Consider the following 18,105-nt stretch of genomic DNA (forward strand, 5'->3'; position numbering starts at 1 on the left):
TTATATTTTTTATGACTGACAAAATGTTAAAATTTGTAAAAATAGGTCAGCAAACTCCACCTAAAAGGGAAGTTGATCAAAGAAAAAAGGATTTTAACGAGATATATGACGAATATATTAACGAAAAAGCTAAAGAACAATCAAGTAGATGTTCTCAGTGCGGAGTTCCTTTCTGTCAGGTTCATTGTCCTTTAAGTAACAATATTCCTGACTGGCTAAAGTTAACTGCCGAGGGAAGATTAAAAGAAGCATACGAGCTTTCACAAAGCACTAATAATATGCCCGAGGTTTGTGGAAGAATCTGTCCGCAAGATAGATTGTGTGAGGGAAATTGTGTAATTGAACAGTCTGGTCACGGAACAGTTACAATTGGTTCCGTTGAAAAATATATAACAGATAATGCTTGGGAACAAGGTTGGGTTAAACCAATCGAAGTTACAAATGAAAAAAATCAAAGTGTCGGAATTATAGGAGCTGGTCCTGCGGGATTAGCAGCGGCAGAACAGTTAAGAAAAAATGGGTATAAAATTACAGTTTATGATCGTTATGATAGAGCTGGAGGATTACTAATATATGGAATTCCAAATTTTAAATTAGAAAAAGAAATAGTTGAAAGACGAACAAAGCTTTTAAGAGATGGTGGAATAGAATTCATACAAAATTTCGAAGTTGGCAAGGATGCAAGCTTAGAGCAATTAAGAAAAAAACATGATGCAGTATTAATTGCAACAGGAGTTTACAAAGCTAGAGAAGTTAATTTACCAGGTAATGATTTAGACAATATTTTTCCAGCAATGGATTTTCTTACAGCATCAAATAAAAAAGGATTGGGTGATGAGGTTGAATTATTTGATAAGGGAATTCTAAATGCAGAGGGAAAAGATGTTGTTGTAATTGGTGGAGGTGATACCGCAATGGATTGTGTGAGAACTTCAGTAAGACAAAAAGCAAAATCAGTAAAATGCTTATACAGAAGAGATAAAGAAAATATGCCTGGTTCAGCAAGAGAAGTTGCAAATGCTGAAGAGGAAGGTGTTGAATTTGTATGGCTATCTAGTCCTAAAGAATTTAAAGGAACTAATAAGGTAGAAAATTTACTTGTAGATCAAATAAAGTTAGGTGAACCAGATGAAACTGGTAGAAGAAAACCCGAAGTACAAGAAGGATCAAGTTATGAAATAAAAGCAGATATGGTTATTAAAGCTCTTGGATTTGATCCAGAGGATTTACCTAATTTATTCGATAGCAATGAACTTCAAGTTACAAAATGGGGAACAATAAAAACTGATTTTGATACTATGGAAACTAATCTAAGTGGCGTTTTTGCTGCTGGGGATATAGTTAGAGGAGCTTCATTAGTTGTTTGGGCAATTAAAGATGGTAGAGACGCAGCAGATTCCATAAAAAATTATTTAGAAACAAAATCCAAAAATGAGAAAAAAGTTGCTTAATGAAAACTTATAAAAAAAATTTTGATCTACTTAAGAAAAATAATGTCTATTCTGATGATATGGAGCATGATGCGTGTGGAGTAGGTTTAATAGCTTCCACTGAGGGAAAAAAATCCAGGAATGTAGTTGAATATGGAATTGAAGCTTTAAAAGCTGTTTGGCATAGAGGTGCGGTAGATGCTGATGGGAAAACAGGAGATGGAGCTGGAATTCACGTAGAAATTCCAAAAGATTTTTTTATTGAGAAAATTGAAGTTACAGGACACACGCACGATAATTCTGAAATCTGCGTAGGAATGATTTTTCTTCCACGTAATGACTATGCAGCACAAGAGAGCTGTAAAACAATTGTTGAAAGCGAACTAACGAAAAATGATTTTAATATTTATGGATGGAGACAAGTTCCCGTTAATCCAAAGGTTTTAGGTGAAAAAGCTTTTCAAACTATGCCTGAAATTATTCAGGTACTTTTCAAACCTCATAATAAAGAACTTACAAATAAAGATTTGGAGAGAAAAATTTATGAGACAAGAAGAAAAATCGAAAACGAGGCTTTCAAAAAATCATTAAATAATTTTTATATTTGTTCCTTAAGTTCAAAGTCAATTATTTACAAAGGAATGTTCTTAGCCGAAGCAATTTCAGAATTTTATCTAGATTTAAATGATGAAAGGTTTGTATCAAGATACGCAATATTTCATCAGCGGTTTTCAACCAACACAGCTCCAAGTTGGAATCTTGCTCAACCATTCAGAGCAATTGCACATAATGGAGAAATTAATACTTATAGAGGAAACAAAAATTGGATGAAAGTTCATGAACAAGAAATGAATAGTCCATTATTTGATGATATAGAAAATCTTAAGCCAGTTATTCAACAAGGAGCCTCAGATTCTGCGGCTTTAGATAATGTTTTCGAATTATTAAACATTTCAGGTCAACCTGCACCATTAGCTAAATTAATGTTAGTTCCTGATGCATGGTCTAAGAAGAATAAGACTTTACCAAAAGATCATCAGCAATTATTCAATTTTTTAAATAGCACAATGGAACCTTGGGATGGACCTGCCGCTATAGCTGGAACTGACAATGAGTGGGTTATTGCAGCAAACGATAGAAATGGATTAAGACCTCTAAGATATGCAATCACTAAGGATAAGTTATTGTTTGCAGGCTCAGAAACTGGGATGATCGAGCTAAATGAAAAAAGAATTTTATCAAAAGGAAGATTAGGTCCTGGAGAAATTATAGGAGTAAGAATAGAAAAAGGTAAAGTATTTACTAATAAACAAATTAAGGATTACTTAGCAAAAGAGTATAAACATTTTAATTCACAAATTATTGATTTAGATGACAAACTAACGATTGAAGATGAAAAAAATTCTTTTTCAGGGGATGATTTAAGAAGAAGACAATATACTTTTGGAATTAGTTTAGAGGATCTTGAATTAATTTTACACCCTATGGCTGAGGATGCAAAAGAGGCTACAGGATCAATGGGCGATGACACCCCTTTAGCTGTGCTATCAGATAAATATAGACCTCTGTATCATTTTTTTAGACAAAATTTTAGCCAAGTTACAAATCCACCAATAGATTCTTTAAGAGAAAACAAAGTGATGAGTTTAAAGACAAGATTTGGAAATCTAGGCAATATTCTAGATTTTGATAATTTAACAAAACAGAATATTTATGTTCTTAATAGCCCAATTTTATCTAATTCTCAGTTTGAAAAATTCATCAATTTTTTTGGAAATAATTCAACAATAATTGATTGTACTTTTGAAGAAAGTAACGGTTTGTACGAAGCTATCAAAAAAATTCAAAAAGATGCAGAAATTGCTGTTAGACAGGGTGTTACACAATTAATTCTTAGCGATAAAGATTTATCAATTTCAAAACTTCCAATTCCAATGCTGCTTGCGGTTGGCGCAATTAACTCTTTTTTAATTGAGAAAAAATTAAGAGGCTATGTGTCAATCAATGTCCAATCTGGAGAAGCATTAGATACACACTCTTTTGCAACTTTAATTGGTGTTGGAGCAACAACAGTAAATCCTTATTTGGCTTTCGACAGTTTATATCAAAGATTTGAAAAAAAATTATTTGGAAAGTTTAGTTTTGAAGAATGTGTTGAAAGATACATTAAATCTGTCAATGCAGGTTTATTAAAAATTATGTCTAAGATGGGTATCTCTGTTTTAAGTTCTTACAGAGGTGGATGTAATTTTGAGACTGTTGGATTAAGCAGAACTATTGTTTCAGATTATTTTCCAGGAGTTGTGTCTAAAATTTCTGGTATTGGACTTACTGGAATCGAAAAAAAAATAAGAGCAATTCATAAAGAAGCATTTGAAAGCACTGATACAATTCTTCCTATTGGAGGTATTTATAGATATAGAAAAAATGGAGAAACACACCAATATCAAGGGAAACTTATACACTTACTTCAAAGTGCAGTTGGTTCTAATTCTTATGACGCCTATAAAAGATATGCACAAGGTATTTATAATTTACCACCAATAAATTTAAGGGACTTAATTGATTTTAGAGAAAAAAAATTGAAGGGATCAATAGATATTTCAGAGGTAGAACCAATAGAAAATATTTTAAAAAGATTTGGAAGCGGGAGTATGTCTCATGGCGCTTTGTCTAAAGAGGCGCATGAAACTTTAGCTACAGGTATGAATAGAATTAAAGGAGCTTCTTGTAGTGGTGAAGGCGGTGAAGATGAAAAAAGATTTAAAGTGTTAGATAACGGAGATAGTGCAAACTCAAGAGTAAAGCAAATAGCTTCAGCAAGGTTTGGTGTAACAGTTAATTATTTAAATAATTGCAATGAGATTGAAATAAAAATTGCACAAGGTGCAAAGCCAGGAGAAGGTGGACAACTTCCAGGTTTCAAAGTTACTGATGAAATAGCAAAGTTAAGACACTCAACACCTGGAGTAACGCTAATTTCTCCTCCACCTCACCACGATATTTATTCAATTGAAGATCTTGCGCAGCTTATTTATGATTTAAAACAGATTAATCCAAAAGCAAGAATTGGAGTAAAACTAGTTGCTTCCTCAGGAGTTGGAACTATTGCTGCAGGAGTTGCCAAAGCAAAAGCAGACATAATATTAATTTCAGGACATAACGGTGGAACTGGAGCTACTCCGCAAACAAGTGTAAAATATGTAGGTATTCCATGGGAGATGGGATTAACAGAGGCTAATCAGGTTTTAACATTAAATAATCTTAGACACACAGTTACACTTAGAACTGATGGGGGGATTAAAACAGGTAGAGATGTTGTTATAGCAGCCATGATGGGAGCAGAAGAGTATGGAGTTGCAACAACTGCTTTAGTTGCTATGGGATGCATAATGGTAAGACAATGTCATTCGAATACATGCCCCGTTGGTGTCTGTACTCAAGATGAAAAATTAAGAGAAAAATTTACTGGAACACCAGATAAGGTTGTTAATCTATTTACGTTTATAGCAACTGAGGTTAGAGAAATTTTAGCTAAATTAGGTTTTAAATCATTAAATGATATTATTGGTAGAACTGACTTACTTAGACAAGTTAGCAAGGGTTCGGATAATTTAGATGATTTAGATTTAAATCCTTTATTTGTTCAAGCAGATACTGGGAACAATACTAGATATTGTGAAAACCAAGAAATTAATTTAGTGCCAGATACTCTAGACCAAGAAATATGGCCAGAGATTGAAAAGGCTTTAGATAATTCTGAAAAAATTGAAAAAGAATATTTAATTAAAAATACACATAGAGCAGTTGGGACAAGAATTTCTCATCATTTATATAAAAAATATGGTTATGAAAAACTTGATGATAATTTTTTAGTATTAAACTTTAAAGGATCAGCTGGTCAATCTTTTGGAGCCTTTTCATCCAAAGGTTTGAAGTTAGTATTAAAAGGTGATGCAAATGATTATGTCGGCAAAGGTCTTTCAGGAGCTACAATTTCTATAAGACTACCAGAGGAAAGTAACTTAGTTTCAAATGAAAATACTATCTTAGGAAATACAGTTCTATACGGAGCAACATCTGGAAAACTTTTTGCAGCCGGTCAAGCTGGTGAAAGATTCTCTGTAAGAAATTCAGGTGCAATTACGGTTATTGAGGGATGTGACTCTAATGGATGTGAATATATGACAGGTGGAACTGTAGTAATTCTTGGGGATGTTGGAGACAACTTTGCTGCTGGTATGACAGGTGGTATGGCATTTATCTATGATAAATCGCAAGAATTTGAAAAAAAAGTAAACCCAGAGTCAGTTGTTTGGCAGAATGTTGAAACAGATTATTGGAAAGAAAATTTAAAAAATTTAATTAAAGAACACCATGTAGAGACAGGATCTTTGTTATCTAAAAAAATAATTGAAAATTATGATAATGAAATTAATAATTTCATTCAAGTTTGTCCTAAAGAAATGTTAGATAAACTAAAAAACCCTATAAGTTTAAAAAAAGTTATAAAAGAAGTTAGTTAATTAATAATTTTAATTCTTTTAAAATTATATTAAGCCATTTCTTATTTGATAAGCTATGGTCACCTTTTTTTACAATGATCAATTTCTTTTTTGCTTTTGGAAATAGTTTTAAAACTTTTCTAGAATAACTTACCGGTACAGCTTCATCATATTCACCATGCACCATAGTAACATTAATTTTTGAATTTATTTTTTTATTTAAAACTCTATTTTTTCTTCCATCTTTTATAAGCTGATAAGTGATTGGATACTCATAATTCCCATGTTTTAGGTGATATATACCTTTTTGGATTGTTTCTTGCTTTATTTTTTTGGAGAATTTTTTCCACATCAAATTTTCTAAAAACTCAGGTGCCGACCCAATTCCTAAAAATCCCACAATATGTTTTTTAAATATTTTGAATTGTCTTAAAGCAATCCAAGCGCCCATACTTGAACCAATGACATAAAATTTATTATTTTTTATATATTTATTTATTAATGTAGAAGTTTCCTTAGTCCATTTTGAAATATTTCCATTTGTGAATTTACCTGTAGATTTTCCATGACCCGAATATTCTAAAGCAAGAAAACTTATTTTATTTTTTCTTGCAAATTTTAAAAAAGCTTCTGGCTTTTTTCCTTCAAGATCTGACATAAATCCATGCAAGAAAACTATGAAAGGAGAATTTTTATAAATTTTACAAATATATCTAATTTTCTTAGACTTTGAAATTGTGTGGAATCTGAAATTTGCCATAATCGTTTATAAGAATTGCTAATTAATATATAATCATATCAAATGTCATCTAATTTAAAAGTTTTGCAAGTAATTCCAAAACTTGGATATGGCGGTGCAGAGACCGGCTGTTATGATATTGCTCACTATTTGCCAGAAAACGGTTGCAAATCATTTATAGTTACTAGTGGTGGTGAGTTACTTAAATTTGTAGATAAAAATAAAGTAAAAGTTTTTAGACTTCCAGTTCAAAGTAAAAATCCAATATTAATTTTAATTAATGCGATAATTTTAACTTTTATTATTTTATTTAATAATATTTCGATCATACACGCTAGAAGTAGAGCGCCTGCATGGTCTTGTTTAATAGCCTCCAAGATAACAAGTAGAAAGTTTGTGACTACATTTCATGGAACTTATAACTTTAAAAGTAATTTGAAAAAATTGTATAATTCAGTAATGGTTCGATCTGACTTAATTATTGCAGGATCAAACTTTATTTTTTCACACATCAAAGAAAATTATTCAAATTACCTAAATCAAAAAAAAAAATTATTAGTAGTATTTAGAGGAATTAATGTTGATTATTTTGACCCTACCACAAAACTTGAAACTGAAGAGAAAAAATTATTAAAACAATGGGAAATAGAAAAAGATAAAAAGATTATACTTTTGCCTGGTAGATTAACTACCTGGAAGGGACAAGAGGTATTTATTGAAGCAATCAATCTGGTAAATATTGAATTAGGTTATGAGGCATTTTATGCTGTTATCCTTGGAAGTGATCAAGGAAGAGATTTGTATAAAAAAAAACTAATAAGACTTTCAGAACAATATAGGTTAACTAAACAGCTAAGATTTATTGATCACTGTAAAGATATGGCATTAGCTTACAAAGTTTCAGATATAATTGTTTCAGCTTCTATTGAACCAGAAGCTTTTGGTAGAGTTTCTGTAGAAGCCCAATCTATGGAGAAACCAATTATTGCGAGTAATATTGGTGGCTCTAATGAGACTGTCATTGATGAAAAAACAGGCTATTTATTTAAAGCGGGTGATGCAAAGTCTTTAAGTCAGAAAATTTTAAAAACACTGACAATTGACGAAACTCAATTAAAATTAATTGGTGTTGAAGGAAGAAAAAATATAGTTCAAAAATTTAATGTTGAAAAAATGTGCTTTTCTACTTATTCAGAGTATAAAAGATTAATAAATTAAATGCCTATAATTACATTACCTGATGGAAATAATATTGATTTCCCAAATAAAGTTACTGGATTAGAAGTAGCAGAAAAAATTAGCAAATCATTAGCTAAACAAGCAATGGTGATAAGTGTAGATGGTGAGTTAAAAGACTTAGAACATCTAATTGAGAAAGACTGTTCAGTAAAAATTTTTACATCTAAAAATCCTGAGGGTCTAGAAACTATTAGACACGATACTGCTCACATATTAGCAATGGCAGTACAAGAATTGTTTCCAGGAACACAAGTTACGATTGGCCCTGTAATTGAAAACGGATTTTATTATGATTTTGCTAGAAAAGATCCGTTTACAGAAGATGATTTAGCAAAGATTGAAAATAAAATGAAAGAAATTGTTGATCGAGACGAGATTACCAAAAGAGAAGTTTGGGATAGAAATAAAGCCATAGATCATTTTAAAAAAAAAGGTGAAATCTATAAAGCCGAGTTAATTGAGGCAATACCAGAGAAAGAGGATGTTTCAATTTATTTTCATGGAGATTGGCATGATCTTTGTAGAGGACCTCATCTTTCTTCAACAGGTAAAATAGGTAAATACTTTAAATTAATGAAAGTTTCAGGAGCTTATTGGAGGGGTGATTCAAACAATGAAATGCTTCAAAGAATTTATGGTACAAGCTGGGCTTCTCAAAAAGATTTAGATGAGCATCTAAAAAGAATAGAAGAAGCAGAAAAAAGAGATCATAGAAAATTAGGAAAAGAAATGGACTTGTTTCATTTTAGAGAAGAAAGTCCAGGCTCAGTTTTTTGGCATGAGAGAGGGTGGGCATTATTTCAAAAATTAATTAATTATATGAGAAGCAGACAGGATGCTGCTGGATACAAAGAGGTAAATACACCTGAAATTTTAGACCGACAATTGTGGGAAAAATCTGGTCACTGGGAAAAGTATGGAGAAAATATGTACACATCAGAAACTCCTGATGAAAAAGTCTTTGCGATAAAACCAATGAATTGTCCAGGTCATATACAAGTATTTAATCAAGGATTGAAAAGTTATAGAGATCTTCCATTACGTATCACAGAATTTGGTAAGGTTCATCGTTACGAACCATCAGGTGCTTTACATGGTTTGCTTAGAGTAAGAGCTTTTACACAAGATGATGCGCATATTTTTTGTGCAGAAGATCAAATTACGAGTGAGTGTTTAAATGTAACAAATTTAATATTAGATATTTATAAAGATCTTGGTTTTGAAAATGTGATTTTAAAATATGCTGATCGACCGGAGGTTAGAGTTGGAGATGATGAGGTGTGGGATAAGGCAGAAGCTTCACTTCTTGAAGCAGTTAAAGCTTCTAAGTTAGAATATAGTATTAATAAAGGTGAAGGTGCCTTCTATGGGCCAAAAATTGAATTTGTTTTAAGAGATGCTATCGGAAGAGATTGGCAATGTGGAACTTTACAAGTTGATTTAAATTTACCTGGAAGATTAGATGCATCATATGTTGATAAGGACGGAACAAAAAAAGTTCCTGTTATGCTTCATAGAGCTCTATTCGGTTCTCTAGAAAGATTTATAGGAATATTGATTGAAAATTATGCTGGTAAATTTCCTTTTTGGATTTCACCTTTACAAACAATGGTAATTCCAATTTCAGAAGAATTTAATGATTACGCAATAGAAGTATCTAAAAAAATTAAAGATGCGGGTATAAGTTCTGCAGTTGATATTAAAAATAATAATTTAAACTATAAAATTAGAGATCATTCTTTAGCAAAAATACCTCTTTTATTAATTTGTGGTAAAAAAGAAGTTGACTCCAATTCAGTAACGATTAGAAGGTTAGACTCTAATAAACAAGAAAATATGGATATAGATTCATTTTTAAAAACTTTCTCTGCTTTAAATAAAGCATCATCAAACTAAGTGGCAGATTTCAAACAAAATTACTTTCAAAGAAGAACAAAGGATAGAGGTCCAAGATCTAATAACCGAATATCTTCACCGGATGTTCAAGTAATTGCAAGTGATGGTGAAAATCTTGGAGTGATCAGTACTAACGAAGCTATATCAATGGCAAAAAACCAAGGATTAGATTTAATTGAAATCGCACCCAATGCTAACCCACCAGTATGTAAAATCATGGATATGGGTAAGTATAAATATGATGCTCAAAAAAAAGCAAATCTTGCAAAAAAGAAACAAAAAATAATTTCATTAAAAGAAATTAAAATGAGACCTGTAACAGAAACTCATGATTACGAATTTAAGGTCAAAAATGCAAAAAAATTTATCTCTAAAGGAGATAAAGTTAAATTTACCATCAGATTTAAAGGGCGAGAGCTCCAACACTCTCATTTAGGCAATGAACTGATGGGTAAAATTAAAGAGGATATGAAGGATATTGGTAGAGTAGAGTTGCAACCCAAATTTGATGGGAAGCAAATGATTATGGTAATTCAACCTTTATAAGCCTTAATAGAGGTTGTAAAATTTAAACATTCTTTGTATAAGTCCGCAGAATTATGCCAAAATTAAAAACAAAAAGCTCTGCAAAAAAAAGATTTAAAATATCAGCTAAGGGTAAAGTTATATCTGCTCAAGCAGGTAAAAGACACGGTATGATTAAACGAACGAATTCACAAATTAGAAAATTAAGAGGCACTACAACTTTGTCTAAACAAGATGGCAAAATTGTTAAATCATACATGCCTTACAGTTTAAGAGGGTAACAATGGCAAGAGTTAAAAGAGGCGTAACAAGTAAAGCAAAACATAAGAAAGTTTTGAAAGCCGTAAAAGGTCAGTGGGGCAGAAGAAAAAATACTATCAGAGTTGCTAAACAAGCTATGGAGAAATCCATGCAGTATGCTTACAGAGATAGAAGAAATAAAAAAAGAGATTTCAAATCATTATGGATACAGAGAATTAATGCCGGTGTAAGAGCAGAGGGTATGACTTATTCAAAATTTATTAATGGTTTAAGTAAATGTGGTGTTACAATAGATAGAAAAATTTTAGCTGAAATTGCCTACGATAGTCCAGAAGCATTTAAAACAATTGTACAAAAAGCTCAATCCGCTTTAAATTAATCTCTATTGTTTTTATTTCTTAAGGAAATAATCTACTAATATGTCAGACATAAAAAATATTAGAGATCAATTTTTATCAAAGCTCAAGAATGAGCTAAGTTTAGATGAAATCAATTCAATCAAAACAGAGTTATTTGGAAAAAATGGTCAAATTTCATCTTTATTCAAAACTGTAGGATTAATACCAGAGTCTGACAGAAAAACTTTTGCAGCAGACTTGAATAAAATAAAAGATGAACTGCAATCTTTAATTTCAGAAAAGATTAAAGAAATAGAAACAAAAGAAGTTAATCAAAAACTTGAAAAAGAAAAAGTTGATATAACTTTACCTGGAAGACCTTTTGTTAGAGGAAAAATTCATCCTGTATCTCAAACTATAGATGAAATCTCATCTATATTTTCAGAAATAGGTTTTAGTGTTGAAGAAGGACCAGATGTAGAAAATGAATATAATAATTTTACTGCACTAAATACTCCAGATAATCATCCAGCTCGTGATATGCACGATACTTTTTATTTAGACGAAAATAAGGAAGTTCTATTAAGAACGCATACTTCACCAGTTCAAATTAGAACTATGTTAAAAGACAAGCCACCGTTTAAAATTATTGCTCCAGGTAGAACATATAGATCAGATAGTGATCAAACACATGCGCCAATGTTCCATCAGGTTGAGGGCCTTCATATAGATAAAGATATTAACATGGGTCATTTAAAGGGATGTTTAAATTATTTTATTAAAGAGTTCTTTGAAGTGGAAAAAATCAAAATGAGATTTAGACCAAGTCATTTCCCTTTTACAGAACCATCTGCAGAAGTAGATATTGGTTACGAAATTAAAGATGGTAAAATTGTTATAGGAGAAGGGGATCAGTGGCTTGAAATTTTAGGATGTGGAATGGTTCATCCAAATGTTTTAAAAAATGTTAAAGTTGATCCTTCTAAATACCAAGGATATGCATTTGGCATAGGTATAGACAGGTTAGCTATGCTAAAATATGGTATTAATGATTTAAGGGCTTTTTTTGACTGTGATTACAGATGGTTAAATCATTTTGGATTTGATCCTCTTGATGTTCCCACAAATTATAGAGGTCTGAGTCGATGAAGATAACATTTGATTGGTTAAAAGATCATTTATCTGTAAGTGCCAAGGAAGAAAAGTTACTTGAGAAATTAACTGATATTGGACTTGAAGTTGAAAGTGTTGAAAATTTATCTGAAGGTTTAGATTTATTCAAAGTAGCAAAAATTTTAAAAACTGAAAAACATCCTAATGCAGACCGTTTAAAAGTTTGTGATGTTGATGTAGGTGAAAAAGAGATTAAGAAGGTCGTATGTGGTGCACCTAATGCCAGAGAAGGTTTAATCACTGTTTATGCTCCTCCTGGTGCAGTTATTCCAAAAAATAAAACTAAATTAGTTATAGCAAAAATTAGAGATGTTACATCTTATGGTATGCTTTGTTCTGAATCAGAACTCAATTTGTCTGAAGAAAGTGATGGAATTACTGAGCTTTCAACCTCAAAATACAATAAAAGTATTGGAAAAAGTTTTTTTACTCAATCTAGTTCCAATTTAATTGATTTATCAATCACACCCAACAGACCAGACTGTCTTGGCGTTAGAGGAATAGCTAGAGATTTAGCAGCTTCAGGCTTTGGTAAATTAAAACAGATTAAAGATCAAAAAATAAAATCGAAAAAATCCCAAACAATTAAAGTAAAAATTACAAACGAAAAAAACCAAGGATGTTTTTCTTTTGGAAGCTGTTTAGTAACAAATGTAAAAAATACTGAAAGTCCAAAGTGGTTAAAGGATAAATTAATTTCTATAGGTCAAAAACCTATTTCGGCAATTGTTGATATTACAAATTATGTAATGATTGATATTAATCGTCCATTACACGCATATGATGCTGATAAAATTGAAAAAGGTATAATTGTTAGAAACTCAAAATCAGGTGAAGAGTTTACGGCTTTAGATAACAAAACCTATAAACTTGAAGATGATATGTGTGTAATTAGTGATGACGAGGGCGTGTTAGGACTTGGTGGTATCATTGGAGGCATAAGGTCTGGAACAGAAATGGATACTCAAAACGTTTTAATCGAGTCAGCTTATTTTGATCCAAGATCAATTAGAAGAACAGCAAAAAGATTAAATATCGATACAGATGCAAAATTTAGATTTGAAAGAGGAATAGACCAATTGTCAATTGAAGAAGGTTTAAATAAAGCAGCATTTTTAATTAAAGAAATTTGTGGTGGTGAAATTAGTAAGATTGATATCCAAAAAATTAGTACATTTAAAAATCCAATAATTAAATTTGATCCAAATTTATTTGAAAAAGTTACAGGTTTTAAAATTTTAACGAAAGATATGTTAAAAATTTTAGATAACTTAGGTTTTACATGTAAAAAAGATAAAAAAGTTTTTAAATTAACTATCCCATCCTGGAGACCAGATATTACTCAGGAAATAGATGTTGTTGAGGAATTGGTAAGAATAGTTGGTTATGATAAAATAAAGATTGAAGAACCTATCAAAGAGAGAAAAAAATCCACTTTAACACAAAGTCAAAAATTGTTTCATTTCCTTCAAAGATCTGTTGCTTCAAAAGGTTATTTGGAGGCAATTACTTGGTCTTTCACAGATGCAAAATATAATGATCATTTCAAAGGAAAAAATGATGAATTAAAAATTGTGAACCCTATAAGTTCAGAATTAGGAGTTTTAAGAAATTCAATATTTTCAAATTTAATTATGTATATGAGCAAAAATATAGATAGAGGATTTAAAGATTTATCTATTTTTGAAATAGGACCAACATTTTTTGGAAAACAACCTGGTGAACAAAATATAGTAGTCTGTGGTTTATCTGCTGGAAAAAAATCTCGCCTTTCCTGGTTGGAAAAAGAGAGAAATGTTGATGTTTTTGATATTAAAAAAGATGTAGTTCAAACCTTAGTTGAAGCAGGTTACGAAGCAGAAAAATTTTTTATTGATGATGAAACTCCTGATTATTACCATCCAGGAAAATCAGGAAGATTGTTCTTAAACAGAGGAAAAGAAAGTGTGGCTGCATACTTTGGTGAAATTCATCCAAATATCATTAAGCAAATCGATATGAAAACTGAGTCTCTAGTAGGTTTTGAAATATTTCTTGATAATCTAAAATTATCAAAAAAATCATTAAAAGATCAAAAAACAAAATATTCTGTTTCAGACTATCAAAAGTCAGAAAGAGATTTTGCTTTTATAGTTGATAAGAAAATTAAGGTTCAAGATTTGGTAAATGTTATATCAAATGTTGATAAAAATTTGATTTCTAATATCAAAGTTTTTGATGTTTATCAGGGTGAAAATATTCCTGAAAACCAAAAATCAATTGCTATAAATGTTACAATTCAATCTCAAGAAAAAACTCTTAAAGAAGCTGATTTAGATCAAATAAATAAGCTAATTATAGAAACAGTCGAAAATAAAACTGGCGCTAAAATTCGATCCTAAAGCCAATGAGTTCAATTGATAATATAAGAAATTTTGCAATCATCGCACACATTGATCATGGAAAATCTACCATTGCAGATAGAATAATTCATAGTTGTGGTGGATTGACTGAAAGAGAGATGAAAGCCCAAGTTTTGGATTCGATGGATATTGAACGAGAGAGAGGCATAACCATTAAAGCTCAAACAGTAAAGCTAAATTATAAAGCTAAAGATGGAAAAGAATATATTTTAAATATTATAGATACCCCAGGCCATGTAGACTTTAGCTATGAGGTAAGTAGATCATTGTATGCGTGCGAAGGGTCAATTCTGATTGTGGATAGCACACAAGGAGTTGAGGCCCAAACTTTAGCAAATGTTTACCAAGCATTAGATACAAATCATGAAATTGTCCCAGTATTAAATAAAGTAGATTTGCCTGCTTCTGATTTAGAAAGAACAAAAAAGCAAATCGAGGAAGTTATTGGGATAGATACTGAGAATGCCATTCCCTGTTCGGGAAAAACTGGCGAGGGGATAGAAGATATTTTAGAGCAAATTATAACAACTTTACCAGCACCAAAAGGTGAAAATTCATCAGATTTAAAATGTTTACTAGTTGATAGTTGGTACGATACTTATTTAGGTGTTGTCATATTAGTTAGAGTTATAGATGGGAAACTTTCGAAACATATGAAGATCAAAATGATGTCTACAAATCAAGAATATATTGTAGAAAAAGTTGGTGTTTTTACTCCAAAACCAGTTGATATCACTGAATTAAAAACAGGAGAAATAGGATTTATCACTACAGGGATAAAAGTGTTATCAGAGACAAAAGTTGGAGACACTATTTGTGATGCAACAAAACCATTAAATGAAGCATTGCCAGGTTTTAAACCCAGTAAACCTGTAGTATTTTGCGGATTGTTTCCCGTAGATAGTTCAGAGTTTCAAAAATTAAAAGATGGTTTAGCAAAGTTACAATTAAATGATGCAAGCTTTTCTTTTGAACCAGAGTCATCTTCTGCTTTAGGGTTGGGTTTTAGATGTGGTTTTTTAGGTTTGCTTCATCTAGAAATTGTAACAGAAAGACTTGAAAGAGAATTTGATGTTAATTTATTAACGACAACTCCTGGTGTAGTTTATAAAGTTCATTTGAATAATGGTGATACGATGGATTTACAAAATCCATCAAGCTTACCTGATCCTACATTAATAAAATACATTGAGGAGCCTTGGATAAAAGCAACTATTATTACTCCAGATCAGTACTTAGGTTCAATAATTAAAATGTGCCAGGACAAAAGAGGAGTACAAACCAACCTCAGCTATTCTGGCAATAGAGCAGTAGTGAATTATGAACTCCCCTTAAATGAAGTTGTCTTTGATTTTAATGACAGACTTAAGTCAATGACAAGTGGGTACGCAAGTTTTGATTATGAAATAATTGAGCATAGAGAAGGTGATCTAGTAAAACTTGGAATTTTAGTTAATGGTGAACCTGTTGATGCTTTAGCTATGATGATACATAAAGATTTTGCTCAAAAAACTGGAAGAGAAGTTTGTGAAAAATTAAAAGATTTGATACCAAGGCACAATTTTATGATTCCTGTACAAGCTGCGATAGGGGGCAAAATAATTGCAAGAGAGACTATAAAAGGATTCAAGAAAGATGTTTTAACAAAAATTCATGGCGGCGGAGCTACAGATAGAAAAAGAAAATTATTAGAAAAACAAAAAAAAGGTAAGGCAAGATCAAAACAGTTTGGTAGAGTTGAAATTCCACAAGAAGCATTCATAGGAGTGTTAAAAATTCAAAAAGAATAATTTATGAAAAAAGTGAATTGGGGAATAATTGGATTAGGTTCAATTGCCAAACAATTTGCAGATGGATTTTTTGATATAGAAAATGCCAGACTTTTAGGAATAGCAAGTCGAGATAATGACAAGATAGATATTTTCAAAAAAAAATTTCAACTACAATCTAAATTTTGTTTTCAAGAATATAATGATCTTTTAGAAAAAAAAGAAATCGATATTGTATATTTAGCACTGCCAACATTTTTACATAAAAAATGGGTAATAAATTGCTTCAAAAAAAATAAAAATATTCTTGTAGAAAAACCAGCTTTTATGGACTCCAATGAAATTTTAGAAATTGAAAAATATTACAATAACAAACAACATTTTTTTGAAGCTTTTATGTACATGTTTCATCCTCAGATTAAAAAAACTATAGATTTGATTGAACAAGGTGAGATTGGAGACCTAATCTCAATGCAATCTTATTTTGGAAATAATATTTTAACAAAAAAAAAATGGTTTTTTTTTACTAAAAATAAAAAAATTGATAAAAAAAAAAGAATATTTAATAAAGAAATGGGTGGTGGATGTATATTGGATTTAGGATGTTACCCTGTATCTTTTAGTACAAAAATAGCTTCTTTAAAAAGAGAAATTAAAATTCAAAATATAAAATACTTAAATAAAAAAATTACAATGGGCTCAACAGGAGTTGAGGTAGATGCTTGTTTAGATTTAATTTTTGATAATGATTTTAAGGCTGAAATAGGGGCTTCATTTAAAAATAATTTTGGAACAAAATCGGAGATCTTAGGATCAAAAGGAAAAATAATTATTATGAATACCTGGACTGCTCAAAACGCTAAAATTATTTTAAAACAAAAAAGTAAAGAAACAGTATTTAATGTAAATTCATACAAAAATATATATGCAAATCAAATAGAAACAATTAGCAATTTAATCCTTAAGAATAATATACATAATCATAGTATATCAAGGCTTGATCAGTCCAAAATTAATATGCAAATATTAGATGCTTGGAAAAATTAATTAACTTAATTGGAGATGTGTGTGAGTGGTTTAAACAGCACGCTTGGAAAGTGTGTGTACTTTAGCGAGTACCGTAGGTTCGAATCCTACCATCTCCGCCAAAACTAAAGAATTTATAAAATTTTAAAATAAGAATATAATTAAATTATATGATTAAAAATTTTTTAAAAAAATTTAAAAAAAAAAAAGTTTATAAAAATTATTTTTTAAAGGACAATTTAAAAAAAGAAATAAACTCTAATTTAGCAGAAATTGGAAAATGGAGTTATGGCAGTCCTAGAATATTTAGATGGGATTGGAAATCCAAACTAATAATTGGAAATTTTTGTTCACTTGGACCAGAAATAGATTTTTATATTGGAGGAAATCATAGGTACGATTGGATAACTACTTCTCCTTTACCAGCGTCTCAATTTGAAAGTCCATTTAAAAAGGCACAGGCAATAAAAGATTTTAATCAATCAAATGGAGATATAAAAATTGGACATGATGTTTGGATAGGAGGTAAAACGATCATTCTTTCTGGTGTTAAAATAGGAACAGGAGCAGTGATCGCAGCGGGATCTGTTGTAGTTAATGATGTAGAACCATATTCGATATCCGGTGGTAATCCAAATAAACTTATACGAAAAAGATTTGACGATAAAATAATTCAAAAATTATTAGAATCTAATTGGTGGAATTTAAGTGATGAACAAATTGACGATCTATCTGTTTATCTATTGTCTAATAATTTTGATGTTTTTTTTAAAAAAGTAGATGAATTGAAAAAAAAATAATT

13 protein-coding genes and 1 tRNA gene are annotated in these 18,105 nt (G+C 30.6%); 13 read left to right on the top strand and 1 reads right to left on the bottom strand.

Annotated features, from left to right (window positions below):
- The first annotated feature begins 11 nt into the window (after positions 1–11).
- Together ACTTAS_RS07165 and gltB are read left to right on the top strand one after the other, a co-directional pair.
- Positions 12–1,451: an NAD(P)-dependent oxidoreductase gene (locus tag ACTTAS_RS07165; RefSeq protein ID WP_075506061.1), complete on the top strand. Its 1,440-nt coding sequence runs from the start codon at positions 12–14 to the stop codon at positions 1,449–1,451.
- Positions 1,451–5,956 carry a glutamate synthase large subunit gene (gltB, locus tag ACTTAS_RS07170; RefSeq protein WP_440678889.1) on the top strand — a complete coding sequence of 1,502 codons (4,506 nt, stop codon included), beginning with the start codon at positions 1,451–1,453 and terminating at the stop codon, positions 5,954–5,956. Before ACTTAS_RS07165 ends, gltB begins: the two co-directional genes overlap by 1 nt.
- On the opposite strand, the gene ACTTAS_RS07175 is transcribed toward gltB, so the two are convergent.
- Positions 5,949–6,695 (bottom strand): alpha/beta hydrolase, encoded by a 747-nt coding sequence (locus tag ACTTAS_RS07175; RefSeq protein ID WP_440678890.1) that lies wholly within the window; start codon positions 6,693–6,695, stop codon positions 5,949–5,951. The two genes, gltB and ACTTAS_RS07175, sit on opposite strands and share 8 nt — an antisense overlap.
- Before the next feature lie 42 nt (positions 6,696–6,737).
- On the opposite strand from ACTTAS_RS07175, the gene ACTTAS_RS07180 reads away from it, so the two are divergent.
- The 11 genes from ACTTAS_RS07180 (at position 6,738) to ACTTAS_RS07230 (ending at position 18,103) form a co-directional block, all read left to right on the top strand.
- Positions 6,738–7,892, top strand: a complete 1,155-nt coding sequence (locus ACTTAS_RS07180; protein WP_440678891.1) for a glycosyltransferase family 4 protein — start codon at positions 6,738–6,740, stop codon at positions 7,890–7,892.
- The gene (gene thrS / locus ACTTAS_RS07185) at positions 7,893–9,809 is read left to right on the top strand and encodes a threonine--tRNA ligase (protein WP_440678892.1); all 1,917 of its coding nucleotides are present in this window, start codon (positions 7,893–7,895) and stop codon (positions 9,807–9,809) included.
- Positions 9,810–10,355 (top strand): translation initiation factor IF-3, encoded by a 546-nt coding sequence (infC, locus tag ACTTAS_RS07190; RefSeq protein ID WP_075505925.1) that lies wholly within the window; start codon positions 9,810–9,812, stop codon positions 10,353–10,355.
- 53 nt (positions 10,356–10,408) lie between these two features.
- On the top strand, positions 10,409–10,615 hold the full coding sequence (gene rpmI, locus ACTTAS_RS07195; protein WP_023854436.1) for a 50S ribosomal protein L35: 207 nt from the start codon (positions 10,409–10,411) through the stop codon (positions 10,613–10,615).
- A 2-nt stretch (positions 10,616–10,617) separates the two neighbouring features.
- Complete coding sequence (gene rplT, locus ACTTAS_RS07200) at positions 10,618–10,974, top strand: 50S ribosomal protein L20 (RefSeq protein WP_440613511.1); 357 nt, start codon at positions 10,618–10,620, stop codon at positions 10,972–10,974.
- 40 nt (positions 10,975–11,014) lie between these two features.
- A complete protein-coding gene (pheS, locus tag ACTTAS_RS07205) occupies positions 11,015–12,082 on the top strand; it encodes a phenylalanine--tRNA ligase subunit alpha (RefSeq protein ID WP_440678893.1) in 1,068 nt (355 codons plus the stop codon).
- Positions 12,079–14,487: a phenylalanine--tRNA ligase subunit beta gene (gene pheT / locus ACTTAS_RS07210; protein ID WP_440678894.1), complete on the top strand. Its 2,409-nt coding sequence runs from the start codon at positions 12,079–12,081 to the stop codon at positions 14,485–14,487. The genes pheS and pheT overlap by 4 nt, the downstream gene beginning before the upstream one ends.
- Positions 14,488–14,492: 5 nt before the next feature.
- The gene (gene lepA / locus ACTTAS_RS07215; protein WP_440678895.1) at positions 14,493–16,298 is read left to right on the top strand and encodes a translation elongation factor 4; all 1,806 of its coding nucleotides are present in this window, start codon (positions 14,493–14,495) and stop codon (positions 16,296–16,298) included.
- 3 nt (positions 16,299–16,301) lie between these two features.
- The gene (locus ACTTAS_RS07220; RefSeq protein WP_440678896.1) at positions 16,302–17,324 is read left to right on the top strand and encodes a Gfo/Idh/MocA family protein; all 1,023 of its coding nucleotides are present in this window, start codon (positions 16,302–16,304) and stop codon (positions 17,322–17,324) included.
- Between the two features lie 11 nt (positions 17,325–17,335).
- Positions 17,336–17,425: transfer RNA gene (locus ACTTAS_RS07225), tRNA-Ser, on the top strand.
- A 48-nt stretch (positions 17,426–17,473) separates the two neighbouring features.
- Positions 17,474–18,103, top strand: a complete 630-nt coding sequence (locus tag ACTTAS_RS07230) for a CatB-related O-acetyltransferase (RefSeq protein ID WP_440678897.1) — start codon at positions 17,474–17,476, stop codon at positions 18,101–18,103.
- Positions 18,104–18,105: the final 2 nt, after the last annotated feature.

Origin of the sequence: Candidatus Pelagibacter sp. HIMB1611 (assembly GCF_052047715.1) — a bacterium.
Lineage (GTDB): Bacteria > Pseudomonadota > Alphaproteobacteria > Pelagibacterales > Pelagibacteraceae > Pelagibacter.